At 37.2% G+C, this 26,661-nt stretch carries 28 protein-coding genes and 1 pseudogene; 14 read left to right on the top strand and 15 right to left on the bottom strand.

The genetic code is table 11. The annotated features are described in order from the left end of the window. Positions 1-57: 57 nt before the first annotated feature. Positions 58-615, bottom strand: coding sequence for a hypothetical protein (locus tag N4G44_RS05120; RefSeq protein ID WP_474924879.1), 558 nt, complete (start codon positions 613-615; stop codon positions 58-60). Positions 616-730: 115 nt separating this feature from the next. On the opposite strand from N4G44_RS05120, the pseudogene N4G44_RS05115 reads away from it, so the two are divergent. Then, positions 731-2,463: pseudogene (locus N4G44_RS05115) on the top strand (glycoside hydrolase family 3 protein). A 4-nt stretch (positions 2,464-2,467) separates the two neighbouring features. Then, the gene (gene bshA / locus N4G44_RS05110; RefSeq protein WP_474924878.1) at positions 2,468-3,616 is read left to right on the top strand and encodes an N-acetyl-alpha-D-glucosaminyl L-malate synthase BshA; all 1,149 of its coding nucleotides are present in this window, start codon (positions 2,468-2,470) and stop codon (positions 3,614-3,616) included. Positions 3,617-3,686: 70 nt separating this feature from the next. Here bshA and N4G44_RS05105 read toward each other — a convergent pair whose 3' ends face one another. Next, positions 3,687-5,342 (bottom strand): tetratricopeptide repeat protein, encoded by a 1,656-nt coding sequence (locus tag N4G44_RS05105; RefSeq protein ID WP_474924876.1) that lies wholly within the window; start codon positions 5,340-5,342, stop codon positions 3,687-3,689. Between the two features lie 838 nt (positions 5,343-6,180). Here N4G44_RS05105 and N4G44_RS05100 point away from each other — a divergent pair. The 5 genes from N4G44_RS05100 to N4G44_RS05080 all read left to right on the top strand — a co-directional run bounded on the left by N4G44_RS05100 (position 6,181) and on the right by N4G44_RS05080 (position 8,948). Beyond that, positions 6,181-6,597, top strand: coding sequence for a transposase (locus N4G44_RS05100; RefSeq protein ID WP_474924875.1), 417 nt, complete (start codon positions 6,181-6,183; stop codon positions 6,595-6,597). Continuing rightward, positions 6,573-6,899 (top strand): helix-turn-helix domain-containing protein, encoded by a 327-nt coding sequence (locus tag N4G44_RS05095; RefSeq protein WP_474924874.1) that lies wholly within the window; start codon positions 6,573-6,575, stop codon positions 6,897-6,899. Before N4G44_RS05100 ends, N4G44_RS05095 begins: the two co-directional genes overlap by 25 nt. 129 nt (positions 6,900-7,028) lie before the next feature. After that, on the top strand, positions 7,029-8,300 hold the full coding sequence (locus N4G44_RS05090; RefSeq protein ID WP_474924873.1) for a DUF2851 family protein: 1,272 nt from the start codon (positions 7,029-7,031) through the stop codon (positions 8,298-8,300). Continuing rightward, complete coding sequence (locus N4G44_RS05085) at positions 8,293-8,514, top strand: PspC family transcriptional regulator (RefSeq protein WP_034712816.1); 222 nt, start codon at positions 8,293-8,295, stop codon at positions 8,512-8,514. The genes N4G44_RS05090 and N4G44_RS05085 overlap by 8 nt, the downstream gene beginning before the upstream one ends. A 2-nt stretch (positions 8,515-8,516) precedes the next feature. Continuing rightward, complete coding sequence (locus N4G44_RS05080; protein WP_474924872.1) at positions 8,517-8,948, top strand: GNAT family N-acetyltransferase; 432 nt, start codon at positions 8,517-8,519, stop codon at positions 8,946-8,948. A 204-nt stretch (positions 8,949-9,152) separates the two neighbouring features. Here the strand turns inward: N4G44_RS05080 and N4G44_RS05075 are convergent, their stop codons facing one another. The 3 genes from N4G44_RS05075 to N4G44_RS05065 all read right to left on the bottom strand — a co-directional run bounded on the left by N4G44_RS05075 (position 9,153) and on the right by N4G44_RS05065 (position 11,579). Next, positions 9,153-9,887, bottom strand: coding sequence for an SIMPL domain-containing protein (locus N4G44_RS05075; RefSeq protein ID WP_474924871.1), 735 nt, complete (start codon positions 9,885-9,887; stop codon positions 9,153-9,155). A 76-nt stretch (positions 9,888-9,963) separates the two neighbouring features. After that, complete coding sequence (locus tag N4G44_RS05070) at positions 9,964-10,827, bottom strand: carboxypeptidase regulatory-like domain-containing protein (protein ID WP_474924870.1); 864 nt, start codon at positions 10,825-10,827, stop codon at positions 9,964-9,966. 5 nt (positions 10,828-10,832) lie between these two features. Further along, positions 10,833-11,579 carry a peptidase associated/transthyretin-like domain-containing protein gene (locus N4G44_RS05065; RefSeq protein WP_474924869.1) on the bottom strand — a complete coding sequence of 249 codons (747 nt, stop codon included), beginning with the start codon at positions 11,577-11,579 and terminating at the stop codon, positions 10,833-10,835. Positions 11,580-11,747: 168 nt separating this feature from the next. Between N4G44_RS05065 and N4G44_RS05060 the strand changes: the two genes are divergently transcribed. The 4 genes from N4G44_RS05060 to N4G44_RS05045 are packed head-to-tail and all read left to right on the top strand — an operon-like array spanning position 11,748 to position 14,900. Continuing rightward, on the top strand, positions 11,748-12,878 hold the full coding sequence (locus tag N4G44_RS05060; protein WP_474925054.1) for a UvrD-helicase domain-containing protein: 1,131 nt from the start codon (positions 11,748-11,750) through the stop codon (positions 12,876-12,878). Continuing rightward, the gene (locus N4G44_RS05055; protein ID WP_474924868.1) at positions 12,854-14,224 is read left to right on the top strand and encodes a UvrD-helicase domain-containing protein; all 1,371 of its coding nucleotides are present in this window, start codon (positions 12,854-12,856) and stop codon (positions 14,222-14,224) included. Before N4G44_RS05060 ends, N4G44_RS05055 begins: the two co-directional genes overlap by 25 nt. Before the next feature lie 14 nt (positions 14,225-14,238). After that, the gene (locus N4G44_RS05050) at positions 14,239-14,460 is read left to right on the top strand and encodes a hypothetical protein (RefSeq protein ID WP_474924867.1); all 222 of its coding nucleotides are present in this window, start codon (positions 14,239-14,241) and stop codon (positions 14,458-14,460) included. Continuing rightward, entirely contained in the window at positions 14,394-14,900 is a 507-nt protein-coding gene (locus N4G44_RS05045; RefSeq protein WP_474925052.1) for a PD-(D/E)XK nuclease family protein, read from the top strand. The genes N4G44_RS05050 and N4G44_RS05045 overlap by 67 nt, the downstream gene beginning before the upstream one ends. A gap of 118 nt (positions 14,901-15,018) precedes the next feature. Here the strand turns inward: N4G44_RS05045 and N4G44_RS05040 are convergent, their stop codons facing one another. The 9 genes from N4G44_RS05040 to folE form a co-directional block, all read right to left on the bottom strand. Next, positions 15,019-15,528 (bottom strand): ferritin, encoded by a 510-nt coding sequence (locus N4G44_RS05040; RefSeq protein WP_474924866.1) that lies wholly within the window; start codon positions 15,526-15,528, stop codon positions 15,019-15,021. Positions 15,529-15,654: 126 nt separating this feature from the next. Continuing rightward, positions 15,655-15,882, bottom strand: coding sequence for a hypothetical protein (locus tag N4G44_RS05035; RefSeq protein WP_474924865.1), 228 nt, complete (start codon positions 15,880-15,882; stop codon positions 15,655-15,657). Continuing rightward, positions 15,879-16,103: a hypothetical protein gene (locus N4G44_RS05030; protein WP_474924864.1), complete on the bottom strand. Its 225-nt coding sequence runs from the start codon at positions 16,101-16,103 to the stop codon at positions 15,879-15,881. The genes N4G44_RS05035 and N4G44_RS05030 overlap by 4 nt, the downstream gene beginning before the upstream one ends. Before the next feature lie 180 nt (positions 16,104-16,283). After that, positions 16,284-17,324, bottom strand: coding sequence for a hypothetical protein (locus N4G44_RS05025; RefSeq protein ID WP_474924863.1), 1,041 nt, complete (start codon positions 17,322-17,324; stop codon positions 16,284-16,286). A gap of 138 nt (positions 17,325-17,462) precedes the next feature. After that, on the bottom strand, positions 17,463-20,117 hold the full coding sequence (locus N4G44_RS05020) for a 4-alpha-glucanotransferase (protein WP_474924862.1): 2,655 nt from the start codon (positions 20,115-20,117) through the stop codon (positions 17,463-17,465). Positions 20,118-20,265: 148 nt separating this feature from the next. Then, on the bottom strand, positions 20,266-21,330 hold the full coding sequence (locus N4G44_RS05015) for a T9SS type A sorting domain-containing protein (protein ID WP_474924861.1): 1,065 nt from the start codon (positions 21,328-21,330) through the stop codon (positions 20,266-20,268). Positions 21,331-21,675: 345 nt separating this feature from the next. After that, positions 21,676-23,142, bottom strand: a complete 1,467-nt coding sequence (cysS, locus tag N4G44_RS05010) for a cysteine--tRNA ligase (protein WP_474924860.1) — start codon at positions 23,140-23,142, stop codon at positions 21,676-21,678. A 121-nt stretch (positions 23,143-23,263) separates the two neighbouring features. Next, positions 23,264-23,695, bottom strand: a complete 432-nt coding sequence (locus tag N4G44_RS05005) for a DinB family protein (protein ID WP_474924859.1) — start codon at positions 23,693-23,695, stop codon at positions 23,264-23,266. 3 nt (positions 23,696-23,698) lie between these two features. Next, positions 23,699-24,367, bottom strand: coding sequence for a GTP cyclohydrolase I FolE (gene folE / locus N4G44_RS05000; RefSeq protein WP_047376638.1), 669 nt, complete (start codon positions 24,365-24,367; stop codon positions 23,699-23,701). 89 nt (positions 24,368-24,456) lie between these two features. Between folE and N4G44_RS04995 the strand changes: the two genes are divergently transcribed. From N4G44_RS04995 to N4G44_RS04985, 3 genes are read left to right on the top strand one after another with little or no spacing between them, the layout of a single operon-like run. Next, positions 24,457-25,164 carry a hypothetical protein gene (locus N4G44_RS04995; RefSeq protein ID WP_474924858.1) on the top strand — a complete coding sequence of 236 codons (708 nt, stop codon included), beginning with the start codon at positions 24,457-24,459 and terminating at the stop codon, positions 25,162-25,164. Between the two features lie 14 nt (positions 25,165-25,178). Then, a complete protein-coding gene (locus N4G44_RS04990) occupies positions 25,179-25,418 on the top strand; it encodes a hypothetical protein (protein ID WP_474924857.1) in 240 nt (79 codons plus the stop codon). Then, a complete protein-coding gene (locus tag N4G44_RS04985) occupies positions 25,415-25,609 on the top strand; it encodes a hypothetical protein (protein ID WP_474924856.1) in 195 nt (64 codons plus the stop codon). The genes N4G44_RS04990 and N4G44_RS04985 overlap by 4 nt, the downstream gene beginning before the upstream one ends. Before the next feature lie 50 nt (positions 25,610-25,659). Here the strand turns inward: N4G44_RS04985 and metF are convergent, their stop codons facing one another. Continuing rightward, on the bottom strand, positions 25,660-26,619 hold the full coding sequence (gene metF / locus N4G44_RS04980; protein ID WP_260540543.1) for a methylenetetrahydrofolate reductase [NAD(P)H]: 960 nt from the start codon (positions 26,617-26,619) through the stop codon (positions 25,660-25,662). Positions 26,620-26,661: the final 42 nt, after the last annotated feature.

Genomic DNA, 26,661 nt, shown 5'->3' with positions numbered 1-26,661 from the left:
CCCCGGAATTTCTCCCGGAGCTTTTTTAATTATAAAAAACTGAAAAGATATTTTGTTCTACTTGCTAACTTTAGTCTGAATTTTAGACTCGTTAATATTGTAATATTTGATTACGCTGTTATAGTCGCTATAATCCACTGCACTTTTAGCCGTTTTTGCACCGCCACCTGTTCCTGATCCGTTAGCCGGAACAACAAGTACTCTGAACTTCTTATTCTGATAGTATGAAGGGTTAGCCGTTAAACTGAATGTAGAAGTAGAATTGATATTAATGGTAGCTCCATATTTACTGAATTCATAAACATAATCTACAGCGTCGTTAGCTAAATTACCTACATAATAAGTGTATGGCAGAAGTTTCCAGATAGGAGCATCCCCATCAGTACCGGTCTGCATATAAATAAGTACCATATCGGACTGTACTAACGGACTATTAAAATCATCACTCCATCTGTAAAGATTGTCACTAACCTTTGTGAAACTAGGGGTTATATCAAATGCCTGGCTTATAGTATCATAGTCTTGTCCTTGTACAACAGTATCATCATCATTATCGCAGCTATAAGCAGTAAAACCTACAGCGCCCAGAAATAAAAAGAGAAGTATTTTTTTCATTTTTAGAAAAGTTTAGTTATTATTTATAAAGCGTATTCAAATCATATACCAAAAATTGCAAAAACTTTGTTTTCATCATTTTTTTAATTGTATTTTTGTTCTTATTCAAAAGATCATGAAGAAATTGCTATATACTTCCCTCTTTATTTTTTCATTAATAAGCTTTACAGCCAAAGCTCAGTATCAGCCTAAAGACATTTCCAAAGAAGACCTTAAGAAGGCTCATCACTGGGTAGACAAGACTTACAGATCGCTTTCCCAGGATGAAAAGCTGGGCCAGCTGTTTATTGTAGCGCTTTATACAAACAAAGGGGAAGATTACATTAATCAGATCCGGAATATTGTGGTAAATGATAAAATCGGGGGATTGATTTTGATGCAGGATGATGCCGCGAGAGAAATCAATCTGGTTAATGAATTTCAGCAGAAGTCAAAAGTTCCGATGATGATCGGAATGGATGCGGAATGGGGATTGTTTCAAAGGATTGCCACAGCTCACAAATTTCCATGGGCGATGACCCTTGGAGCAATACAGGATAAGAGCCTCATTTACCAGATGTCCGCCAAAATAGCGGAAGATTGCCACAGAATGGGAATCAACTGGGATTTTGCACCGGTTGTTGATGTAAATACCAATCCGAACAATCCTATTATCGGAAACAGAAGCTTCGGCTCGGAAGTCGATAATGTGATCAGTTCTGCCTTGTCTTACTCTAAAGGTCTTCAGGACAATACTATTCTTGCGGCAATCAAGCATTTCCCGGGACATGGCGACACCAGTACAGATTCTCACCTGGATCTGCCGGTAGTTCCCCATAATTTAGACAGGCTAAATACTGTTGAACTTGCTCCATTTAAGGCGTTAATGGATAAAGGAATTGGCGGTGTGATGGTAGCTCACCTGTATGTTCCAAGCCTTGAATCTGGAAAAGGAATTCCTGCCTCAGTGTCCAAAAATATAATTACTGGCGTGCTGAAAGATAAACTAGGATACAAAGGCCTGATCATTACTGATGCCCTGAATATGGGGGCTGTTGCTAATAAATATAAACCCGGGGAACTGGACGCGCTTGCTTTTAAAGCAGGAAATGATATCATGCTATTCTCACAGGGAGTTTCAGAAGGTAAAAAATTAATTCAGAAAGCTATTGAAAAAGGTGAAATCTCACAATCCAGAGTGGAGGAAAGTGTAAAGAAAATTTTATTGACAAAATATTTCCTTGGCCTCGATAAATACACTCCAAAAGATCCTGTCAATATCAACAGCGACCTGAATAATGATTCCCATAAAGCCCTGGTACAGAATCTTTATGCCAATGCCCTGACCTTACTGAAAGACGATCAGAAATTACTTCCTGTTGCCGGAAAACAGGTTTATTACGTTCCGCTGGAAGAAGCTCCTTACCAGACATTTGCTAATCAGCTTGGCGCTAATGTGACCGTAAAAAAAGCAAATGAGATCAGCACAATTCCTGCAAGCTCTACAGTAATCGTAGGACTTCACAAGGATAATTCAACAGCATACAAACCTTATAAAATCTCAGCAGAATCCAAAAAATCCTTGCTGATCTTACCAGAAACCAAAACGTTATTTTAAATGTTTTCGGCAGTGCTTATGCTTTAAAAGACATAGATATTTCAAAAGTATCTACAGTCCTTGTATCTTATGAAAACAATGACGATTCCATGACTGCAGCAGCCAATGCCCTGAACGGAAAAACAAAAATATGGGGCAGACTGCCTGTCCTTGTCAATGATCAGCTGAAAGCAGGTATGGGAATCGACAGTATTCCGGTTTCTGCTTTGAATACGAATACAACAGTTTCTACAACATCAAAACAACAATAATCTAATGAAAATAGGCATACTTTGCTATCCAACATACGGCGGAAGCGGAATCGTAGCAACAGAACTGGGAATGTCCCTGGCCAATAAAGGCTATGAAGTTCATTTTATAAGTTCTGCGCTCCCCGCAAGATTAGACATTACAAATCCCAATATTTTCTTTCACCGGGTAAATGTACAAACCTATCCTCTTTTCCAATATCAGCCTTATGATATTGCATTAAGCTCGATGATCTACCGTGTTGTGAACCTCTACAAACTGGATCTCCTGCACGCTCATTATGCCATCCCGTATGCGTACGCAGCGTTTACGGCCAAACAGATGCTTAAAGAAGATAATAATGATATTCCTCTGGTGACTACACTTCACGGAACAGATATTACCCTCGTAGGCCAGCATCCGAGTTACAAGCATGCTGTAGAATTTTCCATCAACCAGTCGGATGCCATTACTTCCGTTTCTGAAAGCCTGAAAAAGGATACGCTTCAGTTTTTCAATATCAAAAAGGAAATACAGGTGATTACCAACTTTATTGATAATTCTGAATTCGATGACTGTACGGAATGCCAGAGAACACAGTTTGCCAATCCGGATGAGAAAATCCTGATTCACGTTTCCAACCTTCGTCCGGTGAAGCGTGTAGATGAAGTTCTTCAGATCTTCAAAAATGTGGAGAAAAAGGTAAAATCTAAACTGATTATCATAGGCGAAGGCCCGGATATGGAAAAGGTGAACCAGTTTCTGGAAGAAAATCCTGAACTTATTTCAAAGATCCGTCTTTTAGGAAAAGTAAATGACCTGTACAAAATTTTACAGCTTTCCGATGTATTCCTGCTTCCTTCCGAACAGGAAAGTTTTGGTCTTGCAGCTCTTGAAGCTATGGCAGCCAATACTCCGGTAATAAGTTCTAACGCAGGCGGAATTCCTGAGGTAAACATCCAGGGAGAAACCGGTTTCCTGGCAGAGATCGGAAATGTGGAGGCAATGAGCAACTATACGATCAAGCTATTGAGCAATGATGATCTTTTAACCCAAATGAAGAAAAATGCGAAAGATCAGGCTATAAAATTCGATTTGAAAAACATTCTTCCTATCTATGAGGAAATGTATAAAACGACTATAGAAAACTTTAAAAAGGAGCTTGCAAAGGCATAATCAGCTCTTTTCTAATCCTTAAAACCCTTCTGCAATGCGGAAGGGTTTTATTTTAGGCCAAAATGAATTTTTATAAGTCCATATTCTGGATAAAGCTTCTCAGGTCATCATTTTTGCCCAACCCCATTTTCTGTTTTAGTCTGTATTTGGCAACCCGTACAGTATTCGGGTCTGCTTTAAGGATATTTGCGATCTGCTGATTATCCATATTCATGTAAATATACGCTGCATATTTCATATCAAGATTGGATAATTTTGCCTTTGATTTACTGGCCAGGGATTTAAAAAAATCAGGGTGAACTTTTTCTACAATGTTCTGGATTTCATTAAATTCATTTTCATTCAGCAGGTCTTCTTTCCAGATTTTATCCAGGCTGGTTTCCGTTTTATCGGTCATTCTGGATTTAAGACCTTTGATAAAGTTATTCTTGTAATCGAGCCGGAGTGATATGGCCAGGGCATGCTTCTTCAGCTTCTCCTGCTGGATCATAAGGATCTTCTGTTCTGCTTCAAGAAGGGCTATATTTTTCTTATTGAGCTCATATTTATTGTTGAAAGTATAGTACAGGGAAACACCGGCAACAATGATAAGGAAGATGATAACAATATAAAGGATCTGTCTTTTTCTCAGCTCGGTTATCTGCTGGTTTTTCTGTTCTGCATTATAAAAGAATTTCATGCTTCCCACATTATTGCTTAACCTTTTTTTACCATCTTCCTTGATGACATTTTTTATCTGTCTTTCAAAGGCCAGTGCTTTTTTATAATCATTCAGTTTTTGATAGATATTGGACAAATTTTCAAAAACCGCAATCTTATTAATCAGTTTATAATAATTGTCGGCATCATAATATTGATAGGCTTTAAGGTAATATTCTTCGGCTTTTTTATAGTTCTTCATTCCTTCATAGGTAAAGCCGATATTACCGTACATATCGCTCCGGTATTTTTCAAGTGTTTTATTGTTATTAACAACCTTTTCAGCCAGAGCATTCAGCTCCATTGCTTTTTCGTATTGTGCCGGGGTCACCAGATTTAATGCATATGAATAGTTGATATAATATACCATAAATAATTTTTCCCTTGCAGCAGTTTCTTTTACAAGCTTTGCATACTGGTAAGACTGATTGTAAAAACCAAGGGCAGCATCAATATCTTTCTTATGACCTGAACGGCCAAATTTACTTAAAAACGAATTTCCCAACCTGCTCAGAGCCCAGCTTATCAGAACCGGATTACCTGTTTTAAGCGCATAACTGCGTGTTTCATGATAACCTGAAAAATCACTGTTATACATCTGTTTCAAAAAATACAGCAAGGTGAGCATAAAATTCTCGTTGGGAGACTTCCTGAAAGTATTGAAGCTTTTATTGAAGAAATTCAGGAAAAGTTCATCGTCACTCGACTCCATAAAATATCCTGCATAGCCGTAATTGACGTAAGCATTATCTAACGGCCTCTTGGTTTTCTGAGCAATAAGCTCTGCCTGGTTTAACATTTCCGCTCTTTTGCTCCTGTCCTTAATCGTTGAATAATAATAGGAAAGATAAACATAGCCTATTACTCTTCTGGAATCATTCTTTGAAGCCAGGCAGTCTGAATAGATAAGATCCTTTGCTTTTACAAGTTCATTACTAAATAAATAGGTAAAAATCAGCTGCTGGTTTTTGTCAAAATCACTTTGTGAAAAATACAAATGACTGAAGCAAGTAAAAACAAAAATCAAAATATTTTTTTTATTCACCCTCAATACAATTACGTTAACGGTTATGTGTGTGTTTTTTTGCTGTGCTGTACAAATATATACCTGCGCTTTTTATAAATAAAATAAAGTACGGTTTTATACTGCTCATAGAATTATATATAAAATACTATAAATCAAACCCTTATTATATTATGTACATACTTTGTACATACCACAATTTAAGTTTGTAAATAAATTGTTTCCCATATTTCTTATCAATAGAAGTTGAGAATTACATATTTGTATCTATAAGGTAATATTTTCTCCATCCGATATTTTTGAATGTAAAATAAACAATTCTCATATCTATTTAATAAATAAAAAACTACAACTATAAAAAAACCAAAAAATGTAATCTATTAGAAATATGCAAAATTCAGTTCTCGAAAAAAAATCATGGGCAATCAGAAAACGAGCTTAAAAAGGCTATAAAAAAATAAATATTTCTATTAAAGATAACGATGAATTACACAGATAATGAATTAAAGAAAAATGTCAGAAGCTATAAATGTCTTAAAATACTTGACCGGTTTAAAATACTAATATATCTCCTACTCCTGATACTGGTTTCTATATTGATCTATTATTTTAACAATTATTGAATCATTTTTTACCAAAAAAACTATATGCACTTTACATTCCACTGATAAGATAAAAATATGATTTTCAGCATGTAACAATATACAATTTTCAATCCCGGTGTCTAAAAAAACACAATTACAATAGTCTTAGGTTAGAGGCAAGGGGGCACCAATATTAACCGCTATGTATTTGAAAGGTGATGCTGTTTTTTACACACCACCTTTCATTTTAAATTACCATGAATTATAAAAATATCAAAATAGGTTCTCTGATCAAGCTATTGATTGATGAAAACGAAATAACTCCGAATGATATTTCCACTCATTTTAAAATTTCCGAAAATGAGCTAAACAACATTTATAATTCTCAAAGTCTTGATGCTGAAAAGCTTTTGGAATGGAGCAGGTTTTTAAACTATGATTTCTTCAGGATTTACAGCCAGCATCTCATCCTTTACTCCCCTCCTGCCAAAATCAATGAAACGGAAAAACAGAAGACAAAAAAGAAAAGTATCAAAAACATTTACACAAAAGAAATAATAGAATTTGTCCTGGAACAGTTGGAAACCGGTGAAAAAACAGCCTCACAGATCATTGAAGATTACAGGATCCCTAAAAACACTCTGCATAAATGGAAAAACAAATACACCAAATAAGTCCGCCAAACTATAAGGAAATTTATCTTGATATTTTAAAGAAAAAATACCCCGAAAAGCTGGACCGATGCATGGTCATCCTTCAAAAATCAAATTTGAATTCCCTGGATGTGGTTCATCTAAATGAGATCATTTTTGGGAAAGAGTCCACTATTAAAAGCCAGGTTCACAAATCTTATGATCCTGAAACTATTACAGAAATCCTGAATTATCAAAATAAAAACCGCTTAAGTGATAGTCAGCTGGCCAAGCATTTCAGGATCAGCAGAAATACAGTTGCAAAATGGAAGAAAATGGTATAATAAATTCGCTATAAATTTCATTTGGAAAACATTTTTCCTATAATTCAGAAAATGTTTAGAATGTTCGCAGAAAACTTTAATGTCAGGCTAACAAAAGCCTGATATTTCTCTTATATTTATCGTCACACTATGACGGAAAAGCTGCTTCAATATCTTTGGAACTATAAGGTTTTCAAACATTTCGACTTCAAGGATATTGAAGGGCAACCTGTTGAGATCATCAGCTTTGGAAAATGGAATACGAATGCAGGTCCGGATTTCCTTGATGCTAAAATTAAGATAAAGGACCTTGTCATTGCCGGGCATATTGAGCTGCACGTCCGTTCTTCCGACTGGGTTTTTCACAACCATTCCCAGGATCCCAATTATCAAAACATTATTCTTCATGTTGTTTATGAAAATAATGTCGAGATCAGCGACCTCATCTTTAAAAATGTTCCTACGCTGGAACTGAAAAACCATATTGACACCAACCTTCTTTGGAAATACGAAAAGCTTATTAACGGAACCCTTTTTATTCCCTGTGAAACCATTTTTGATCCTGCTCAAATTCCTCCGGGTTTTCATGAAGCCAATATCCTTAAAAAGCTGGATGAAAAATCTCTGGAACTGGAAACAAGCCTGGAAAAGTATAAAAACAATTTTGAAGCTGTGCTTTTTCATAGCCTGGCCTATTCTTTCGGATTAAAGGTAAATGCCCATATTTTCAGGCAGATTGCGGAGAGTATAGACTTCAGTATCGTTAACAGGATCCGCCAGAATGACTCCCAGCTGGAAGCTTTGCTGTTCGGTATTTCCGGATGGCTGGAACATCCTAAAGACAGCAGAATGAAGATATGGAAAAGAGAGTTTGAATTTTTGCGTAAAAAGTTTAACATCCCGAACCTTACATTTCATCCTAAATTTTTAAGACTGCGACCTCCTAACTTTCCTACACTCCGTCTTTCCCAGCTTGCCGATCTTTATTACAGGCACCAGAATCTATTTTCAAAGATTATTAAAGCCAACAATATGAATGACCTGTACGAAGTCTTTGCTCCGGTACAGGCATCGGAATATTGGGATTTTCATTATAATTTCGGGACCGTTTCTAAATTTCAGCCTAAAACGCTGAGTCGTGACTTTATTGAATTGGTTATACTTAATACTGTACTTCCATTGAAATACACTTATCACAAATACCACAGTGAAGAAATTACGGATGAAATACTGGAATTGTACAGGAACAGCCCGTCTGAAAAAAACACTGTAATTTCAGGATGGAAGAAACTTGGCCTGAAGGTAGAAAATGCTTTGGACAGCCAGAGCCTGATTTATCATCATAAAACTTCATGTGAAGAAAAAAATTGCTTAAATTGCAGTATTGGATTTAAACTTTTAAAAGAATCTTCTCATGTTTGATAATATCCGCCACAAAATGGAAAGAGAATGGTTTGGTGTCCTTACGAGAATGGGTGCTAAGCTGGGGATTCCCGTATCCAAATTAAGGGTTTTCTTTATCTATTCTACTTTTGCAACTGCCGGCTTTTTCTTTTTGATTTATCTGGGGCTGGCTTTCACGCTTTGGATCAAAGATATTTTTATTACCAGAAGACCAAGCGTTTTTGATTTATAATTATGGAATTTTTACCGATTACTTCTGCTGAAGACTATAGAGTCCAGGATATCTATTCGTCTTATTCCAGTACATTTCCCGCAGATGAACAAAGGGACTGGAAACAATTTACCGCTTTATTTTCAAACCCTCATGTGAAGGTGATTTCTGTGCTTCATGAATCTCAGGCCGTTGGCTATCTTATCCTATGGGAACTGAGCTCTTATGTTTTTGTAGAGCATTTTGAAGTTTTCGAAGCATTCAGAAGCCAGAAACTGGGATCACATATTACAGGATATCTTTTTAAAACCTATCCCAGAATTATTTTGGAGATAGAACCTAATCATCTGGGCGACGATGCAAAAAGGCGTTATTCCTTCTATCAGAAAAACGGATTTACCCTGATCGACGAAATGTACGTACAGCCAAGCTATGGTGAAGGAAAAAAACTTTAGACCTTTGGCTGCTGGCCAATTATACCCCTGAAAATTTGAACAGTGTGAAAGAAGAAATTTATGACATTGTGTATCATTAAAATACTAAACCGCCGGAAAGAGATTCCGGCGGTTTATTTTTTGACCACCCCGTCAGATCTTCGATCTGCCACCCCTCCGGAGGAGGGGAATGGATAGACAACTATTGTAGTATTGTAGAGGGTTTTAGTTGACTTCGTATTCCAGTTTTATGGTAATATTTGCTTCTTTTTCTTTGGAGGAAGTATTGAATGTTCCGCCATAGGAATAATCTTCATTGGAATTGGGCTCTGTAATCTGAATAACTCCCATTGTTGCTTTTTTAAGGTTTCCAAGGCTGCTTCCGGAATTTTCTGCGATCTTTTCTGCTCTTTCTTTGGCATCCTTGGTTGCACTGGCTATCATTTCCTGCTTTACAGTAGCCAGTTTAGTATAAAAATAAGAAGGTGCTGAAGAAGTGAACTCAATCCCGCGATTGATAATTTCTGTGATGTTTCTGGAAAGATTCTCGATTTTCACCACTTCCTTGCTTTCAATAGAAACCTTTTGGGTAAGATTATACCCTGAGAATTCACCCTGCACATAATTTCCGTTAGAGTCGTTATAACTTCTGAATTGTTTTTGAATATCTACAGAAGAGAATACAATCTCAGCCTGCTTAATACCTTTTGAAAGAAGATAATCGTTAATTACCTTTCTGTCTATCGCCAGCTCGTCATAAGCCGCTTTCAGATCGGAATTATTTTTTGAAAAGCTTCCGGACCATGTAATCAGATCGGAAGTAAACTGTTTCGTACCTAATCCTGTGACGGAAATGGTATTTTCAGATCTGTTCCTGTTTTTTACCGCATTTCCCAATAATCCGAGTCCAAGGACAAAACCCAGTGCTCCGACTGCTACTGCAATAATATTTTTATTCATAAATTGGTTTGTGATTGATTGATATTGTATAGCAATACATCAATTTTCATTCCGAATTTTAAGAATTTATTAACATTTATTCCTGTAATTGTTTCTGCTTTAATCGCTCCAGATAAGCAGGCATGGTTTCTTCCATTCTTAAAAGGACTCCGGAAAGGTTTCTTGCTTTTACATAGGTCCGGACCTGCGGTTTCACTTCAAATGAATATTGGATGAACTCTGAAATCCTTTCTTCCGGAATACCTGCTTTGGTAAAATATTCATTATCCACCCTGTTCCTTACCCATGCAATATGTTCCTGGAGATCATCATATCTGTACTGTCTTTTCTGGCGCCTGGCTTTTCCGCTTATCAGGTCATAAGCTCCCTGAACATCCAGGCCGCCCAAAAGTATCGGGAGAAGTACCTGCTTCACTTCTGCCGGTTTTTCCCTCATCTTTCCTACAGGTTGTGGTAAGCCTATTGCCTCCTGTACGATCTCACCTTTATTTACCTTTGCTGCCAATCTGGAATCCGTTTCAAGATCACCGGTTGGCTTTTTAACAACTTGCACTTCTTCAATTTCTTTGGGGATTGGGATGAGGGTTATCAAAAGCTGTGCATTGAATCCACCAGCAGGTACAATGACGGAAACCCTCCTGAAATCTACCCTTACAAATCTCAGCTCATCATTCGGAGCTGCTTCAATAGAGAACATCCCCATAGAATTAGAGTAAACTTTTTGGTCACTGGACATATTAATTACAATAACAGAATTAAGATCTGCCCCACTGTCATCAGTAATATGACCTGTAACGGTTTCCTGCGAGAAACAATGACTAAACATGAAAATAAGAAAAAACGAAATTTTTTTCCAGTTAATGATCAAAACTGCATTGAAGTCTCTATTGCTGCTATCTGTCACAACTGCAAAAATGCTTTCTCTGATGTAAGTTCTCACCGTGTTTATCTTTGAGTCTGTGGTGCCCGGTAAGAAGAAATTCTTGTCAATACAAACCGCTGGAATCTATGGAGGTCAGCATCGCTGCAGAAGCCGTATTTCAGGATGGTTTTTCTTTCAAAACCACCAGCCAGAACATAGCCAATAAAATGGTCAATCTGAGATTTATCAATTTTCAGATCCGTGAAATATTCTTCTCCGAGAGCTGTTTTCAGATAACTGCCGAAATCAATATCATCCCATTTATTTTTAACCTTACCTATAGAAAAGCCCTGACCTTTTGGCTGTACAAACTCACCAGGTTTTGCAGCAAGTATTCTCGGATCTGATTTCTGTGCAATATAGCGGTCAATATCTCTGTTCAGTTTCTCTACTTTTTTAGGCCTGTTGAGATTCTTAGCATCAATCTTAAGATCGCCGGTAATTCCCTGCTTCACTTCTACTTCAGGGATCAGTATTGTTTCTCTTGTTAAAGTAATATTGAGGGGCGATTCTATATTTTCACCGGAAACTTTTTTAACCAGACGTTCGTAGCCCAGTTTTACAAACCGCAGCTCATCACCTGCTCTTCCGGAAATCATGAAGTGACCGTCCCGGTTGGTCAACGTTCTTTCATCCGTTCTGATATTAATGACTGTAACATCCGGCATTTCCGAATGATCTTCTGAAGTTATTTTTCCAAAAATATAATTCTGGGCATTGCTATTGATGAAAAGAAAGGAAGTTAAAAGAAAGAGTAGTTTAAATTTCACGGACAGTTTTTTATAGAGCAAAGCTAAAATTATTTTCAATCCAAATGGCAAGTTTAACCACAGTTAACGCGTTTTAGCATTTCTTTTTGATTTTTGCCGGGTAAACTGTTAAATCGCTACTCCGAATTGTTAAAATTTCACTTAAAAATTAGCTAACTTGCAGTCTCAATTCTAAATTCAGCAATGCAAAATTCTTATACAGTCATCAATGCTTCAGCCGGTTCAGGGAAAACCTATGCCCTTGTCCAGAGGCTTTTGATGATCTGTCTGCGCTATCCCAACCAGCAGCAGTCGATCCGGAATATTTTAGCCCTTACTTTTACCAATAAAGCGGCTAATGAGATGAAGGAGAGAATTTTATCCTGGCTTGGAAATTTCTCTGCAGATAATTTTGCTGAAAATAATGATCTGAAAAATATTCAGAAGGCCTTTGAAGCTGAAGGACTGAAAATTACCATTGATGAACTTCATGTCCGCTCAAAAAAATTACTGGATTATGTACTTCACAATTATTCTACCTTAAATATCGGAACAATTGACCGTTTTAATTCAAGACTGGTAAGAAGCTTTTCCTATGAATTGGGCTTAGCCAAAAATTTCAATCTTGAAATAGAAGCTGAACCGTTCCTGATCGAAGCTGTGGATAAAATGCTTGATCAGATCGGCGAGAATGAAAATATCTCCAATTCTTTCATGGATTATGTAGATTACAGCCTGGAAAACAATGAAAGAATCAATCTTAACAAGAACCTTTATGATTCCGCCAAAGAATTTGTAAAGGATATTCACTATGAGCACCTGAAAAGCAATAAAAGCTTTGATGATACGAACTACGAGAATATAAAAAATACGCTCAGAAAGGAAATTGTACAAAATAAGAAACGGTCTGCAGAAATTGCCGCAACATCTATTGAGCTGTTCCGGTCGAGAAATATAGAAATCGAGGATTTTGCGCAGGGTAAAAACGGAATCGGAGGATTTTTCACTAAAGTACAGGATTTTTACAATCAGAAAAGGCCGAGTTTTCCTTTTCCAACCACCCTTGAAGAATCGGTTGTTAATAATTACAGGAAAGGAGCTTCTTCAAAATCCAAAAGTAAAGAACCTGATATTCTGGAAATTCTGGATCAGCTTCTTGACAACAGAATGCAGCTGATTCTTTTGTATATTGAGACCCAGAAGAAAGAAAAAATATTATCAGCCCTTCTTCCACTAAAAGTAAATAAAGATATCCAGGACGAATTAAAAAAATTGAAGAGGAAAATGACCTTGTTTTGCTTTCAAAATTTAATATCCTGATCAATGAAAATCTTAAAAATGAACCTTCGGCTTTTATTTATGAGAAAGTAGGCTCGCAGTTTCAGCATTATTTTTTTGATGAATTTCAGGATACTTCTGAACTGCAGTGGCAGAATTTTGTTCCCTTGCGTGACCACAGTGTTTCTACGGAGAATACTTCTTTCACGCTTGTGGGTGACCCTAAACAGAGTATCTACAGGTTTCGTGGCGGGGAAAGCAAGCTGATGCTGGATATTATCAACAAGAAAGAATTTTCTCCAAAGGAAGCAGATCTTCTTGTATTAAAGGACAACTGGCGAAGTGCTAAAAATATTGTTCAGTTCAATAATGAGCTATACCGGTATCATTCGGCAAGGCTTGAGGAAGAACACCGGAATATATTCGGGGAAGATGCTGAGCAGAGCTCAAAATCCCGGATTGATGGCCGTGTGAAGGTTAATCTGATAGAAAATCTTACGAATGAGGATTTTTATAATGACACCTCAGAGAAAATGCGGAAGGATATTCAGGAAAGTCTGGATAATGGTTTTAAGTTTTCGGATATTACGATCTTATGCCGTGGAAACTTCGATATTTTCAGCTATTCCCAAAAACTGGGAAGTCTTAAAGTGAATTACCGGGGAGAGGAAACCAATATTAAAACCATTTCTGATAAAGGTCTGACCCTGGAACTTTCCAATACTTTGAAAGCGGTTGTCGAATTTCTGCGGTGGGAAATTAATCCCAAGAACAAACCGAATCTGATCATGATGATGTATTACCTGAATACTCTGGGAAGAATCCACATGGCAGATTTCACGCTGGAAATGAAAGAGATTCTGGATATAGAAACTCATGAGGAGATTCTGCAGTTCATTCAGAACAAATATTCTCTTAAGCTGAAACAGGAAAATTTCCCGAGATTTAATCTTTATAATTTTGTGGAGTATTATATCAATGAATTTGCTGTGGAAAACAAGGAAACGGATTTTCTCCTGAATTTCCTTGAAATGCTTTTTAATTTCACTCAGAATGCAGGTGCCAGCACCAAAGAGTTTTTAAAATACTGGGATGAAGAGGCTTCTGCTTACACAATTCAGGCTTCGGAAAACATTGATGCGGTACAGATCATGACAATCCATAAATCGAAAGGACTGGAATTCCCGATTGTATTTATCCCGATGATGAACAAAAACCGTGACAGTGAATTCACCAACTGGTTTGATACGAATAATGATGATGCCCTGAAATCTGTAAACATTAACCAGTTCAGTAAAAATCTGGAAGTCTACGATGAAGAAATAGAAGCATTTAACAAAAAAATTCATACAAGAATCTTATTGACAGGTTATGTCTGCAATATGTAGCCACTACCCGGCCTGTGGAACAGCTGTTTTTCTATATTCAAAAGGCGAATAAAACATCCAATAATCTTGAGCTGCTGGAATTCTTTAATGAAAAAAACACCGAGGGAGCTGATGAATTCGACCTGTATGAGGTGCATCCTGAAATGCTGAAAAAAATTCCAGCGATAAAATATCATTATTCAAGACCAAGAATATTCAAAATCTTAAAAACATTAATGAAAACAGGTCTTCCATAAAAATTGCCACTCCATCCAAAAATTATCAGGTACGGAATGAAAAGGTAAGAATCGGGCTTTTCGTCCATGAACTCTTGTCGAAAATCAATACAGAAAAAGATATTGCCAAAGTTCTGGAAAGCTATGTACTGGATGGGCAGATTACTTTGGAGGAGAAAAACGAAATTGAGGAAACACTGGTGCAAATTATCCGAAAGTATGCTGAATTCTTCGATGAAAAGTGGGAAGTGATCAATGAAAAGGATATTATGATCTCCGAGAGAGGGCAAAGTCACATGCTGCGTCCTGACCGTATTTTGAAGGGAAAAGACGGTTATATTATTGTTGATTTCAAAACAGGAGAACAAAGTGAGAAAAACGAACGTCAGATCGAGAGGTATAAAAATGTTCTGGAAAGTCTGGGAAGGAAGGTTCTAAAGACTCAGCTTATTTATCTTTAAAAATTTTATCCACAGAGTTTTCCACAAACTAATGTGGATAACTTTGTGGATAATCATCAGAATAAAACATCCCCGCCGTTCGGAGAACGGCGGGGATGTTTCTTACAATATAAATTAATTAAGCTGTAGGATCAGGGGTAAAAACTCTCTGAGCCAGCTCCTGATCGAAAAGATATAATGCAGATGGGTTATCAGACACCATCTTGATCTTTGTTACCAATTGAGAGGCACTTGCCTCTTCCTCTACCTGTTCGTTAATGAACCACTGAAGGAAAGAAGTTGTTGCGAAATCTCCTTCATCGTTAGCATTTTTTACAATATTGAAAATACTTTTGGTTACTTTTTTCTCGTGCTCCAGTGCTTTTTCAAAAATATCGATAGCATTTTCGAACTCATGAGGAGGTTTTGCAATTTCTCCGATGATGATTTCCCCGCCTACGTCATTTAAAAAATCGAACATTTTATCTGCGTGCATCAATTCTTCTTTGCTCTGAACCCTGAAGTAATTCGCAATTCCGTCAAGGTCTTTTCCTGAAAACCAAGCAGACATGGAAAGGTAATATTGTGCGGCATATTGTTCGTGAGCAATTTGTTCGTTAATTAATGTTGCAATTTTTTCGCTGATCATAAGTATAAATTTATAGTCAAAAATACGCAATAAAAGCCCGAAATCAAAAGTTTTAATGAAAATTAATACAAAAAGGACGGGAAAAAACCCGTCCTTCACACATTAAAAAATCAAAATTATGAATAACTATTTTGCTTCCTGAGCAGCAGTATTTATAGGCTTCCTCATCATTTTTCTATCTTTCATTGCTGTTTTTCTCTGCTCCATTTTAGCTTGTCTGTCAGCCTGCCATTTATCATATTGTTCCGGAGTCAGGATTTTCTTCATATCGGCATCCATTTGCGCTTTTTTAGCTTTCATTGCTTCCATCTTCGCTTGTCTGGCTTCCTTATTGTTATCAAATTCAGCTTTCATTTCAGCTTTTCTTTTTCGTGAAGGCTTTTGATCTGAGCTACCTGAGACTGGTTCAGGTTAAGGTCTTTCTGCATCTGATCCAGATGTTCCTGTTCTCTCTGCTGCATTTTTTGCTGCATCTCTGCTCTTCTTGCCTGCTTGTCCTGTGGAGTTGTTGTTTGTTGTGCCATTGCAAAACCTCCTATTCCGATAAATGCTATTGCTAAAACTAATTTTTTCATCTTAAAAAATATTTAATTAATTGTTATACATCTTTTTGATTATTAGTTAAAACATAAGTTAAATGGAAATATTCATAAAAAATGTTAAATTTAAATATCAAAATAATAAAATGAAAATAAAAAAAGGACAGATCCTAAAATCTGCCCTTCACACCACTTAAATATAATATATGAAAATTATTATCTGCTTGCTAACCGGCTTCTGAAACCACCTCCGCCTCTGTTTTCACTGCCACGGTTGTTCTGTTGCGGTCTTGGAGATGAACTTTCGGATCTGAAGCCTCCGCCATTTCCTCTGAATCCTCCTCCATTATTTTCTCTTTGCGGAGCTCTTTCTCTGTTCATTTCATTGTTTCCCCTGAATCCACCGCCGTTATTTTCTCTTTGGGCTCTTTCTCTGTTTCCTTCATTATTTCCTCTGAAACCTCCGTTATTTCCATATCCACGGGTTCCGTTATTCTCAGAATTACCTCTGAAACCATCATTATTTCTTACTCCATTATTATCATTACGGTATCCGTTGTTACCAGCTTGCCCGCGGAAACCTTCTGTACTGTTTCCTCTTCCTGAATTTCTGAATCCATTATTTGATCTGCTGCTGGTTCGGATTACATTGAAGGTTGGATTGTCCATTCTGCGGAACCTGGATCTGTCTACTCTATACACATTAATATTTACATTCCTGTATCTAGGCATTACTGCATATCTTGGTGCATAATACGTTCTTCTATAGTTCTGGAAGTAGACCACCGGACTCATTCCTCTGTAATAATTGTTCTGGAAAACAACAAATACTCTTGGTCCTAAAATTCTTTCTAACGCATAAAATCTGTCATAGTACCATCTGTCCGGGTTATATCTGTAAAAATTATTCCATGTGGAAAAACTTACATACAGGTTATTAAGACTTAAGATCTGATCGATCTGCCATCGGTTCAGCCTGTTGTCTCTGAAGAATACATTCCAGTTGATATTGACAATACTGTTTCTGTAGTCGTTATAGTATCCCTGGTAATAATCACTAGGATAATAATCCTGAGGATAGTTGTAATAATAATCGTCCGGAAAATAATTCCTGTCATCCTCATCATTATAGTATCCGTCGTTTCCGTAGCCATTTCCATTCTGATATCCGTCATCTCCCCACCCATTATTCGGATACTGCTGGGCGGAAGATAAAACTGCCAGTCCCAAAGCAAATCCCAAAAATATTTTTTTCATCTTTATAGTCGTTAATTGGTTAATATATAGCAGAATATCTCTATTCTATCTTTTGGATATCAATACAAAAAGAAGTTAAATCCTAAGATTAAACTTCTTTTAATTTAAAGTTAACTAATTGATAATCAAATGTTAAATTTACATTCTTCCACTATCTTTTATCCAATAAGCAATCTTTTTATTGAAAGATTCTTTCTCTTTCAGATCTTCAAGCTTTAAATGCATTCTGTAGCGCCAGTAATGTGGGAAAACTGCGGGATTATTGATCCTTTCGTTATCTATATACGGATTGGTGAGCTCAGGGTCAGTAGCCAGAAATTCCTGGATCGGGAAAACAGCCAGCATAGCCTCCGTGTAAAGGTGCTGCTTCATAATAATCTCGGCAATATAGGAATCCATTTCATCAGGAGCTTTTCCGTACTGAATCAGCTGTTGGTTAAAATATTTTTGTGTCAACCCAAAGTCTTCTTTCCACCACTGTCTCAGGGTTGAGCTGTCGTGTGAAGAAGCCGTTACCACATTCATATAATCTGCTTTTTTAGGATTATAAAACGGAATATTTTCAGACGGCATCCTTTGTACTTTTAAAGCTATGATAGCCAGCTCATCCATTACAACCGGCACGCAGGCAGGAACCATTCCAAGGTCTTCTCCGCAAATGAGCATTTTTGTTGCGTTAAGGATGACCGGAAGTTTTTCCATTGCTTTTTCATACCAGAGATAATCCTGTCTTTTGAAGAAATAATCATGGTAAAGGTCATAGATCGCCTTTCTTTCCCATTCCGAAAGATAGGCATAGGAGTCAGTATTGAATACATTAAATCTTGGGTGATAAACCGTTTCACCATTCCTTTCTTCAGGAAGAAACAATACATTGGCACACAAAGAAATAAGCTGATCTTCCAAAGAACCTCTGGGATTCTTTTTGAAATATTCCGACAGTTTTCTCTGGGTATCAAATTCTTCTTTGAAGGAGTAAGTTCCATTGTTATTGTTGTCAATGAATTCAAATACTTTATTGCTATCTTCTCTGAAATATTTCCACAAAATCCTATCATTGATGAAAGGTTTGCAGTACCTGTTGAAGTCAAAAGGAATGTGTCTCGCTTTAAATTCATCCAGAACTATAGGAACTGCAGGATAAAAGTACCCTAAAATTCCCTGTGTAGCAGAAATCGGCATCCTCCATATCCTGAAAAACCCTAAAATATGATCGATTCTCATGGCATCGAAATACTGTTCAAGTGCTTTGAACCTGTTTTTCCACCAGCGATAATCATCCTCTTTCATGGCTTCCCAGTTGTAGGTAGGGAATTCCCAGTTCTGACCCAGCTCTGTAAACTGATCCGGCGGTGCTCCGGCCTGGAAATCCATCCCGAAAAGTTCGGGTTCGGTCCATGCTTCTACAGAATACCTGTAAATACCAATCGGAAGATCTCCTTTTAAAGAAACTCCCAGACTGTGCGTGTAATCTACAGCGTCTTTTAATTGCAAATGTAGCTGATACTGCACCCAGGCATGAAGCATGGAAGCATCATAATCCTTACTTTTCGTCGTGAAAAACTGTGATATTTTACCTGCAATATATTTTTTATGGGTCTTCCAGTCGTTAAAATTAGGAGTTTTATATTTATCTCTCAGTACGCAGAAAGCAGCATAAGGAGTCAGCCAGTAATCGTTGTCTTTGATAAATTTCTTAAAGTTTCTGTCTTTATAGATTTTATCTTTTTCCGCATTGAAAACTGCTTTTAAAAACTTCCATTTACCGGAAATCATCCTTTCATAATCAATCAGGTCAAGAGCGTTTAAGGCTTCTTTTTCAGCCTGGTATTCAGAAACTACTTCTTCCGGTAAAGCAAAATCAAGATTTTCCAGTGAAATATACTGCGGATGCAGCGCATAAACGGATACTGCAGCATATGGGTAAGAGTCTGTCCATGAATAGTTGGCTGTAGTATCATTAATCGGAAGGATCTGGATAATTCCCAGGTTGGTTTCCTTCGTCCAGTCTGCCAGTTTTTTAAGATCGGAAAATTCTCCTACTCCAAAGCCATTTTCGCTTCTCAGAGAAAAAACAGGAACTGCCACACCAGCGTCATGATACATCTGGTAAGACTTAAATTTAAAGTAATGATTGGAAACAATCTGGAGCACATCCTTAAGCTGATTGGCAACCGTAAACCTGTTCTCCCCGGTCTCCACATCAATAATTCTTCCTTCTTTTTTGCTGTAAATGCAATATTTAAACTGAATAAATTCGTTTTCAGGAATTTCAACGGAAGTCTCCCAGATTCCAAAATCGGTCTGCGAAAGGCGGATCGCCTTATTATAATCCCAGTTTCCTAAAGATGCCGTGCTTCCAAACAGGGCAATTTCCCAGTCCGGATTGTAAACAGGCGCCTCAATTCTGAATAAGTGGGTATGCTTCTTTAAAATGGCCGCTTTTTCCGGAACAAACTGATTAAGCTTATTGTAAAGAATTTTATTGTTTAAATAATTTTCAGGAAAGTTTTTGTTGTTCCATTCGTCGAAAATAATAAATTCCTTATAGTTGTGGGAAAAATTAAGATTGTGCAGCACAAATTCTTCTCTGAGAATATTGCCTTTTTCGTCGGCAACCTGATATTTATATGAGATTGATTTTGAGAAATAATCCACTTCACATTTCCAAATACCTTTTTCCGCATTGAACATGGTATGAGTCTGGATAACAGCACCTTCACCATCTACAGTCATAAGCTGCAGATTCTGTCCGGCCATTGCATTATATCCTACATTAAAGTATAGCTTCATCTATATTTTTTTATAAAAATACATTATAATATCGAAAAATAAAACTTATTGAAGATCAAATAATCATTAAAAAAACCTTTCCAAAATAACTTTGAAAAGGTTTATATTTTATTAGAGTTAAAAGAATTTACATCAATAATATAACCTGTTATTGGGTAACTATAATTTTTTTACTTAATAATATTTTGCCGGATTCATCTGTAATGTTGACAATATAAGCTCCGTTTATTAAATTTTTAAGGAGTACCTGCTGGCTGAGTGAACCCTCTTTAACAGAAAGATCGTGTTTACTCACATTTTTCCCGGAAATATCAAAAACACTAAGCTTTAGGTTCCCTTTTACAGACTTGTCATTTACATTAACATTGATGAAATGCTCATTGACTCTGGTCGGGAAAATATCAATATTGGCCATGGCATTGACTGAAGAAGTTCTGTCGTTGGCAAAATATCTGCTCGCCAGATCATAAATATGCGGTTTTTCTCCGCCCGGAAGAGCTTTTGCCTGCAATGTCCGTAAATCTACTTCATATAGATTATCTCCTTTAGCACTTGCAATAACTACTTTTCCTTTGGAATTCACTGCAGATCCGTTCACCGAGTAATTATCCGCAATACCGGAAATTTTACCCACAAATTTTGCTTTCAGTTCCTTGGCAGTTACTTTGAAAACATTTCCTGAAGCGGAAAAAACATAAAAATTATTTTCAGCATCTGCGATCATATCGCCACCAAAACCTGTTTCAACGGCTGTAAATGAGTTTTTCCCATTGGAAGCATCATCTGTAATAATTCCAAGATCACGGACGCTGTATTGACCGCCTTTTTTACTGATCTGTAATAACTGGGTTCCTGCATTATTGAGCGCATAAATGTTTCCGTCGTACCCTGTAGTCATTCTCGTTATATGTGAATTGATGTCACAGGAAGTTACTTTTGAAACGGTATTCTCCACCAAAGTAATTTCCTTTGTTTTCGCATTCAAAACATAAATGTTTGATGAAAACATGGGCATATACACGAGGTTATTGTTTGACGGGTCGTAGGCCAGGGCTGCCATTGTTACTGCCTGGGAATGGCTGTAAGAATTTTTATCTTCTGCTACAAAACCTTTTCTATCCTGGGAAAATACTTTGGCTGCCTCTTCGGATGAAAATACTTTTTCTCCGGAAGTCCCGTTTGCCGCATCCATGACACGGAAATCGCTAAACACTATGCTGGAGGTATCTTTTCCGGCAATAGCAAAAAGTCCTGCTGTGCCTGGACATTAGCACCAAGCACAAGCAGAAAAAGAGGGAATAAATGTTTCTTCATACAATGTAGAATTTAGATTCGTGATCATTTTAGTTATAACTAAGTTACACATTTTACCAATTAAATGATAAAAAAATATTAGCATTTACATAATATTTACAATCATTTAATGCAATATTTAAAATAATAATAATTTAAATTCTATTATCCCTCATATAAAAACTCCCGCAGATCATACAGATTACAACAGATTAATCTGCAGAATCCACATGACCGGCGGGAGCCTGTTCTTTTTATTGGGGGTTTAATTCAGAACGTAAGTTGTTCCGTCTCTTCCGTCTTTTAATTCAATACCTTCGGCAAGAAGTTTATCTCTGATCTGATCCGAAAGGTCAAAGTTTTTCGATTTCCTGGCCTGGTTTCTCAGTTCTATTAAAACTTTCAAAGTCTGGTCAAGCTTCTCATTATTGTTTTCTTCAACATTCTGAAGCCCTAAAACATCGAATACAAAGGCATTCATTGTCGATTTTAAGTCTTCAAGATCTTCAGCAGTTATCGTTTCTTTTCCGTCATTTAAAGCAAAAATATATTTTACAGCTTCAAATAAATGGGCGATAAGAATCGGAGAATTAAAATCATCGGTCAGGGCATCATAAGACTTAGCCTTCCACTCTTTAAGATCAAAACCGGACTGCTTTTCGTTATCCGGAGTGATTGAGTTTAATACTTTAATGGCTTCCATTAATCTGATAAACCCTTTTTCGCTCGCGATCATTGCATCATTGGAAATATCCAGCACACTTCTGTAATGTGCCTGAAGGAAGCAAAAACGCACAATGGTAGGATGAAAAGGTTTTTCAAAGAAGTCGTTTTCTCCGGTAACCAACTGCATAGGAAGAATATAGTTCCCTGTAGATTTACTCATACGCTGGGAGTTCATTGTCAGCATATTGGCGTGCATCCAGTAATTAACCGGAGCAACATCATTGCAGGCTTTTCCCTGTGCAATTTCACATTCATGGTGTGGGAATTTCAAATCCATTCCGCCGCCATGAATATCAAATCTTTCACCTAAATATTTAGTACTCATTGCGGTACATTCAAGGTGCCATCCCGGGAAACCTTCGCCCCATGGAGAATTCCATCTCATGATGTGAGCAGGAGACGCTTTTTTCCAAAGTGCAAAATCCTGAGGGTTTTTCTTTTCACCCTGCCCGTCAAGGTCGCGGGTATTGGCAAAAAGTTCTTCAATGTTACGTTTTGAAAGTTCTCCGTAGTTCAGTCCTCTTTTATTATATTCAAGGACATCAAAATATACGGAACCGTTACTTTCGTAAGCAAAACCTCTTTCGATAAGCTTTTGGGTCAGCTCGATCTGCTCTACGATGTGGCCTGTAGCCGTAGGCTCAATATTGGGAGGAAGAAGATTGAACATTTCCAGTACTTTATGAAAATCTACGGTATACTTCTGTACGATTTCCATAGGCTCCAGCTTTTCCAGACGGGTTTGTTTCACGAATCTGTCATTTTCGACATTTCCGTCGTCGGTAAGGTGCCCTGCATCGGTAATATTTCTTACATACCTTACTTTATACCCCAGATGCATCAGGGTACGGTAGATAAAATCAAAGGAAAGGAAAGTTCTTACGTTTCCCAGATGCACATTGCTGTACACGGTAGGTCCGCAGACATACATCCCTACGTTTCCTTCTAAAATAGGCTTAAATATTTCTTTCTCTCCTGTAAGAGAGTTGTATAGTTTTAATTGCATTTTTTTAAATTAAAAGATTCAATGATTAAAGGATTTAAAAATTAGTTAAAATAATTTTAACCACAACAGATAATTGTTGTGAGAAAAATTTTATTTGAAACTTTTTTAAATATAACCATTATTAAATTGCTTTTAAATGATACTGCAGATGATCAATATAATCCTGAATAATGTATTCTAATGTGAAAGTCTGAGGAACTGTTTTTGTAGTATCACAGGTTCTCTGCAAAGCTTCATCAGGAATATTTTCTACCGTATGAACGATCTGAAAATTCAAAGATTTCCAGAGAATAATCACTTCTGAAACCGGAATATTCTGATAATTCTGTGCTTTCACCCAGAAATCCTGATCATAAACAATATTGTCGTTCTCTTTATATTGTGTAACCACAAATCTACGGATATTCGTAAAGGCACTGTCGCAAAGATGGCCTAAAATTTCTTTTTTTGACCATTTTTCCGGAGAAGGTTTATATGACCATTCTTCTTCAGAAATGGTATTAAATCTCTGAAGTTCGGCATCAACAATATTTTTTAGGATTTGGTAATTCATTTATTAATAATCAAGTTTTGCATGGCTTCCCACATAATGAAGGAATTCCTGTCTGGTGATCGGGTTGGTTCTGAAAATTCCGCTTAATTCTGCCGTGATGGTAGAACTTGCCGTATCTTTTATTCCTCTGCAGTTTACACATAAATGTTTTGCATCAATAATACATGCCACATCTTTAGTACCCAGTGCTTCTTTCAGAGCGTCTACAATCTGCATGGTCAGTCTTTCCTGAACCTGTGGTCTTTTTGCATAATAATCCACAATCCTGTTGATCTTGGAAAGGCCAATCACTTCACCGTTTGAGATATAGGCTACGTGGGCTCTTCCGATGATCGGCAGAAAGTGGTGCTCGCAGAAAGAATATACGGTAATATCCTTTTCCACCAGCATTTGACGGTATTTATACTTATTGGAAAAGGTGGAAATTCCCGGTTTGTTTTCGGGAAGAAGCCCTCCAAAAATTTCATTCACATACATTTTGGCAACACGTCTCGGTGAATCCTTCAGAGAATCATCCGTCATGTCCATCCCCAGCGTTTCCATAATTTCACCGAAAAGTTCGGTAATTTTTTCTATTTTTTCCTGTGGTGATTTATCAAATGCATCCTTCCTAATAGGCGTATGTTCTTTTCCTGTGAAAATATCATCATCGTTATCGGTAAAATCAACCATTTTTATTTAATTTGCAACAAAAATACGGATAAAATCTGTTCATTAATTTCATTTTGAACGAAAAACATTATCCTTTCTCAACTTAGCCTATGATTATCGTCGAAGAAGTACAGAACAAAAACCAGAAAAAGGAATTTTTAGAATTTCCTGCAAGACTTTACCGGCAAGATAAAAACTACATAAGACCTCGAAATCAGGATATTGAGGATATTTTTGATCCTGAAAAAAATAAATCATTCCAGAATGGAGAATGTACACGGTTTCTGTTTAAAAATCAACAGAATGAAACGGTAGGAAAAGTTGCCGTCTTCATCTCCGATCTTTATGAACAAAAGCATCCCACCGGAGGAATTGGCTTTTTCGACTGTATTAATGACCAGAAAACGGCAGATTTTATTTTTGAACATTGCGTAGGTTGGTTTAAGGAAAGAAAGATGGAGGCTATGGACGGACCTATTAATTTTGGAGAAAGGGATAAGTTCTGGGGACTTCTGACGGAAGGTTTCGAGGAACCTCTGTTTGGGATGAATTACAATTTCCCTTACTACAAGCAACTGTTTGAAAACTATGGCTTTAAGCTATATTTTGAACAACTTTGCTTTTCGAGACCTATTTTCGCTGATGTTTCAAGGATTTTTACACTCATGCATACGAAACACAGCAGAAATCCCGCTATCTCTGCAAGACCGATGAAAAAAATGCCCTGCCTAAATTTGCAAAGGATTTCACAGAGATCTATAACCGGGCATGGGCAGCTCACGGCGAGGGAAAGCAGCTTGAGGAAGTCAAGGTTCTGAAAATGTTCAATACGATGAAGCCTATTATCAACGAACATATTTCCTGGTTTGTGTATGAGAATGAAAAGCCTATTGCCATGTGGATGAATCTTCCGGATGTGAACCAGTGGTTCAAATACCTCAACGGTAAATTCGGAATCCTGGAAAAGCTGAAATTTTTATGGATAAAACAATTCGTCAGGAATGAGAAAATGGTGGGACTGGTATTTGGTGTCGTCCCGGAATGGCAAAAAAGGGGATTGATGGTTATATGATCTGGGAAGGTACCCAGCATCTGAGAAAGCATACGGATTTTAAAACGACAGAACTTCAGTGGATTGGTGACTTTAATCCCAAAATGATCAAAATAGCGGAAAGCCTTGATACCACTGTGACGAGAAAACTGGTGACTTACCGGTATTTATTTGACCGTAGCAAGGAATTTGAAAGACATCCTATTCTTTAAAATAAAAAATCCTGCTGTTTCACAGCAGGATTCCTTTCATTGATACTCTATTAGAATAGCTCACCGGCTACTTTTTTAATATTATCACTTTTCCCCATGGAGTAAAAGTGCAGCACAGGAACTCCAAAATCCAGAAGTTCCTTGCATTGGGCAATAGCCCACTCTATCCCGATCTGCTTTACAGCTTCATTATTCTTTGCATTTTCCACTTCGTTGATGAGTTCTTCGGGAAGGTCAATCTTGAATACCTGCGGAAGAATTTTAAGGTGTTTTTTCGTAGCAATAGGTTTGATTCCCGGAATAATAGGAACTGTGATTCCCATCTCCCTGGCCTTTTTTACGAATTCTATAAATCTTTTATTGTCAAAAAACATCTGTGTAACGATATAATCTGCTCCGGCGTCTACTTTTTGCTTCAGCCATTTCAGGTCATAATTCATGGAAGGAGCTTCCATATGTTTTTCCGGGTAACCGGCTACCCCTATGCAGAATTTGTTCAGTTCGTCACAGACTGTTTCATCATTGTGAAGATACTTCCCTCTTCCCAGATCATTGATCTGATGCACAAGATCCATCGCACTGGCATGACCTCCAGGTGTAGGTTCAAAGTACTGATGTCCTTTCATCGCATCGCCTCTCAAAGCCATGATGTTGTCTATTCCCAGATACATACAGTCTACCAGAAGATATTCGGTTTCTTCTTTGGTAAATCCACCGCAAAGTAAGTGCGGAACAGTATCTACATTATATTTATGCTGGATGGCGGCACAGATCCCCAGGGTTCCGGGGCGCATTCTGGTGATACGGCGTTCCATGAGTCCGTTGCCTTTATCAATGTAAATATATTCTTCCCTGGAAGTCGTCACATCTATAAAGGGCGGCTTAAACTCCATCAGCGGATCTATATTCGTATAGAGATCTTCAATTCCGATTCCTTTCTGGGGCGGAACTACCTCCAAAGAGAACAAAGTTTTACCATTTGCGTTTTTTATGTGTTCAGTGATCTTCATTTTATAGTTTAATTATTTTTTTAGCTTTAATAGTTGCTGATG

The sequence above is a fragment of the Chryseobacterium sp. GTID13 genome, from assembly GCF_056172655.1.
The sequence above is the reverse complement of the archived record's forward strand: the minus strand, read 5'-3'. Positions and strand labels throughout refer to the sequence as shown.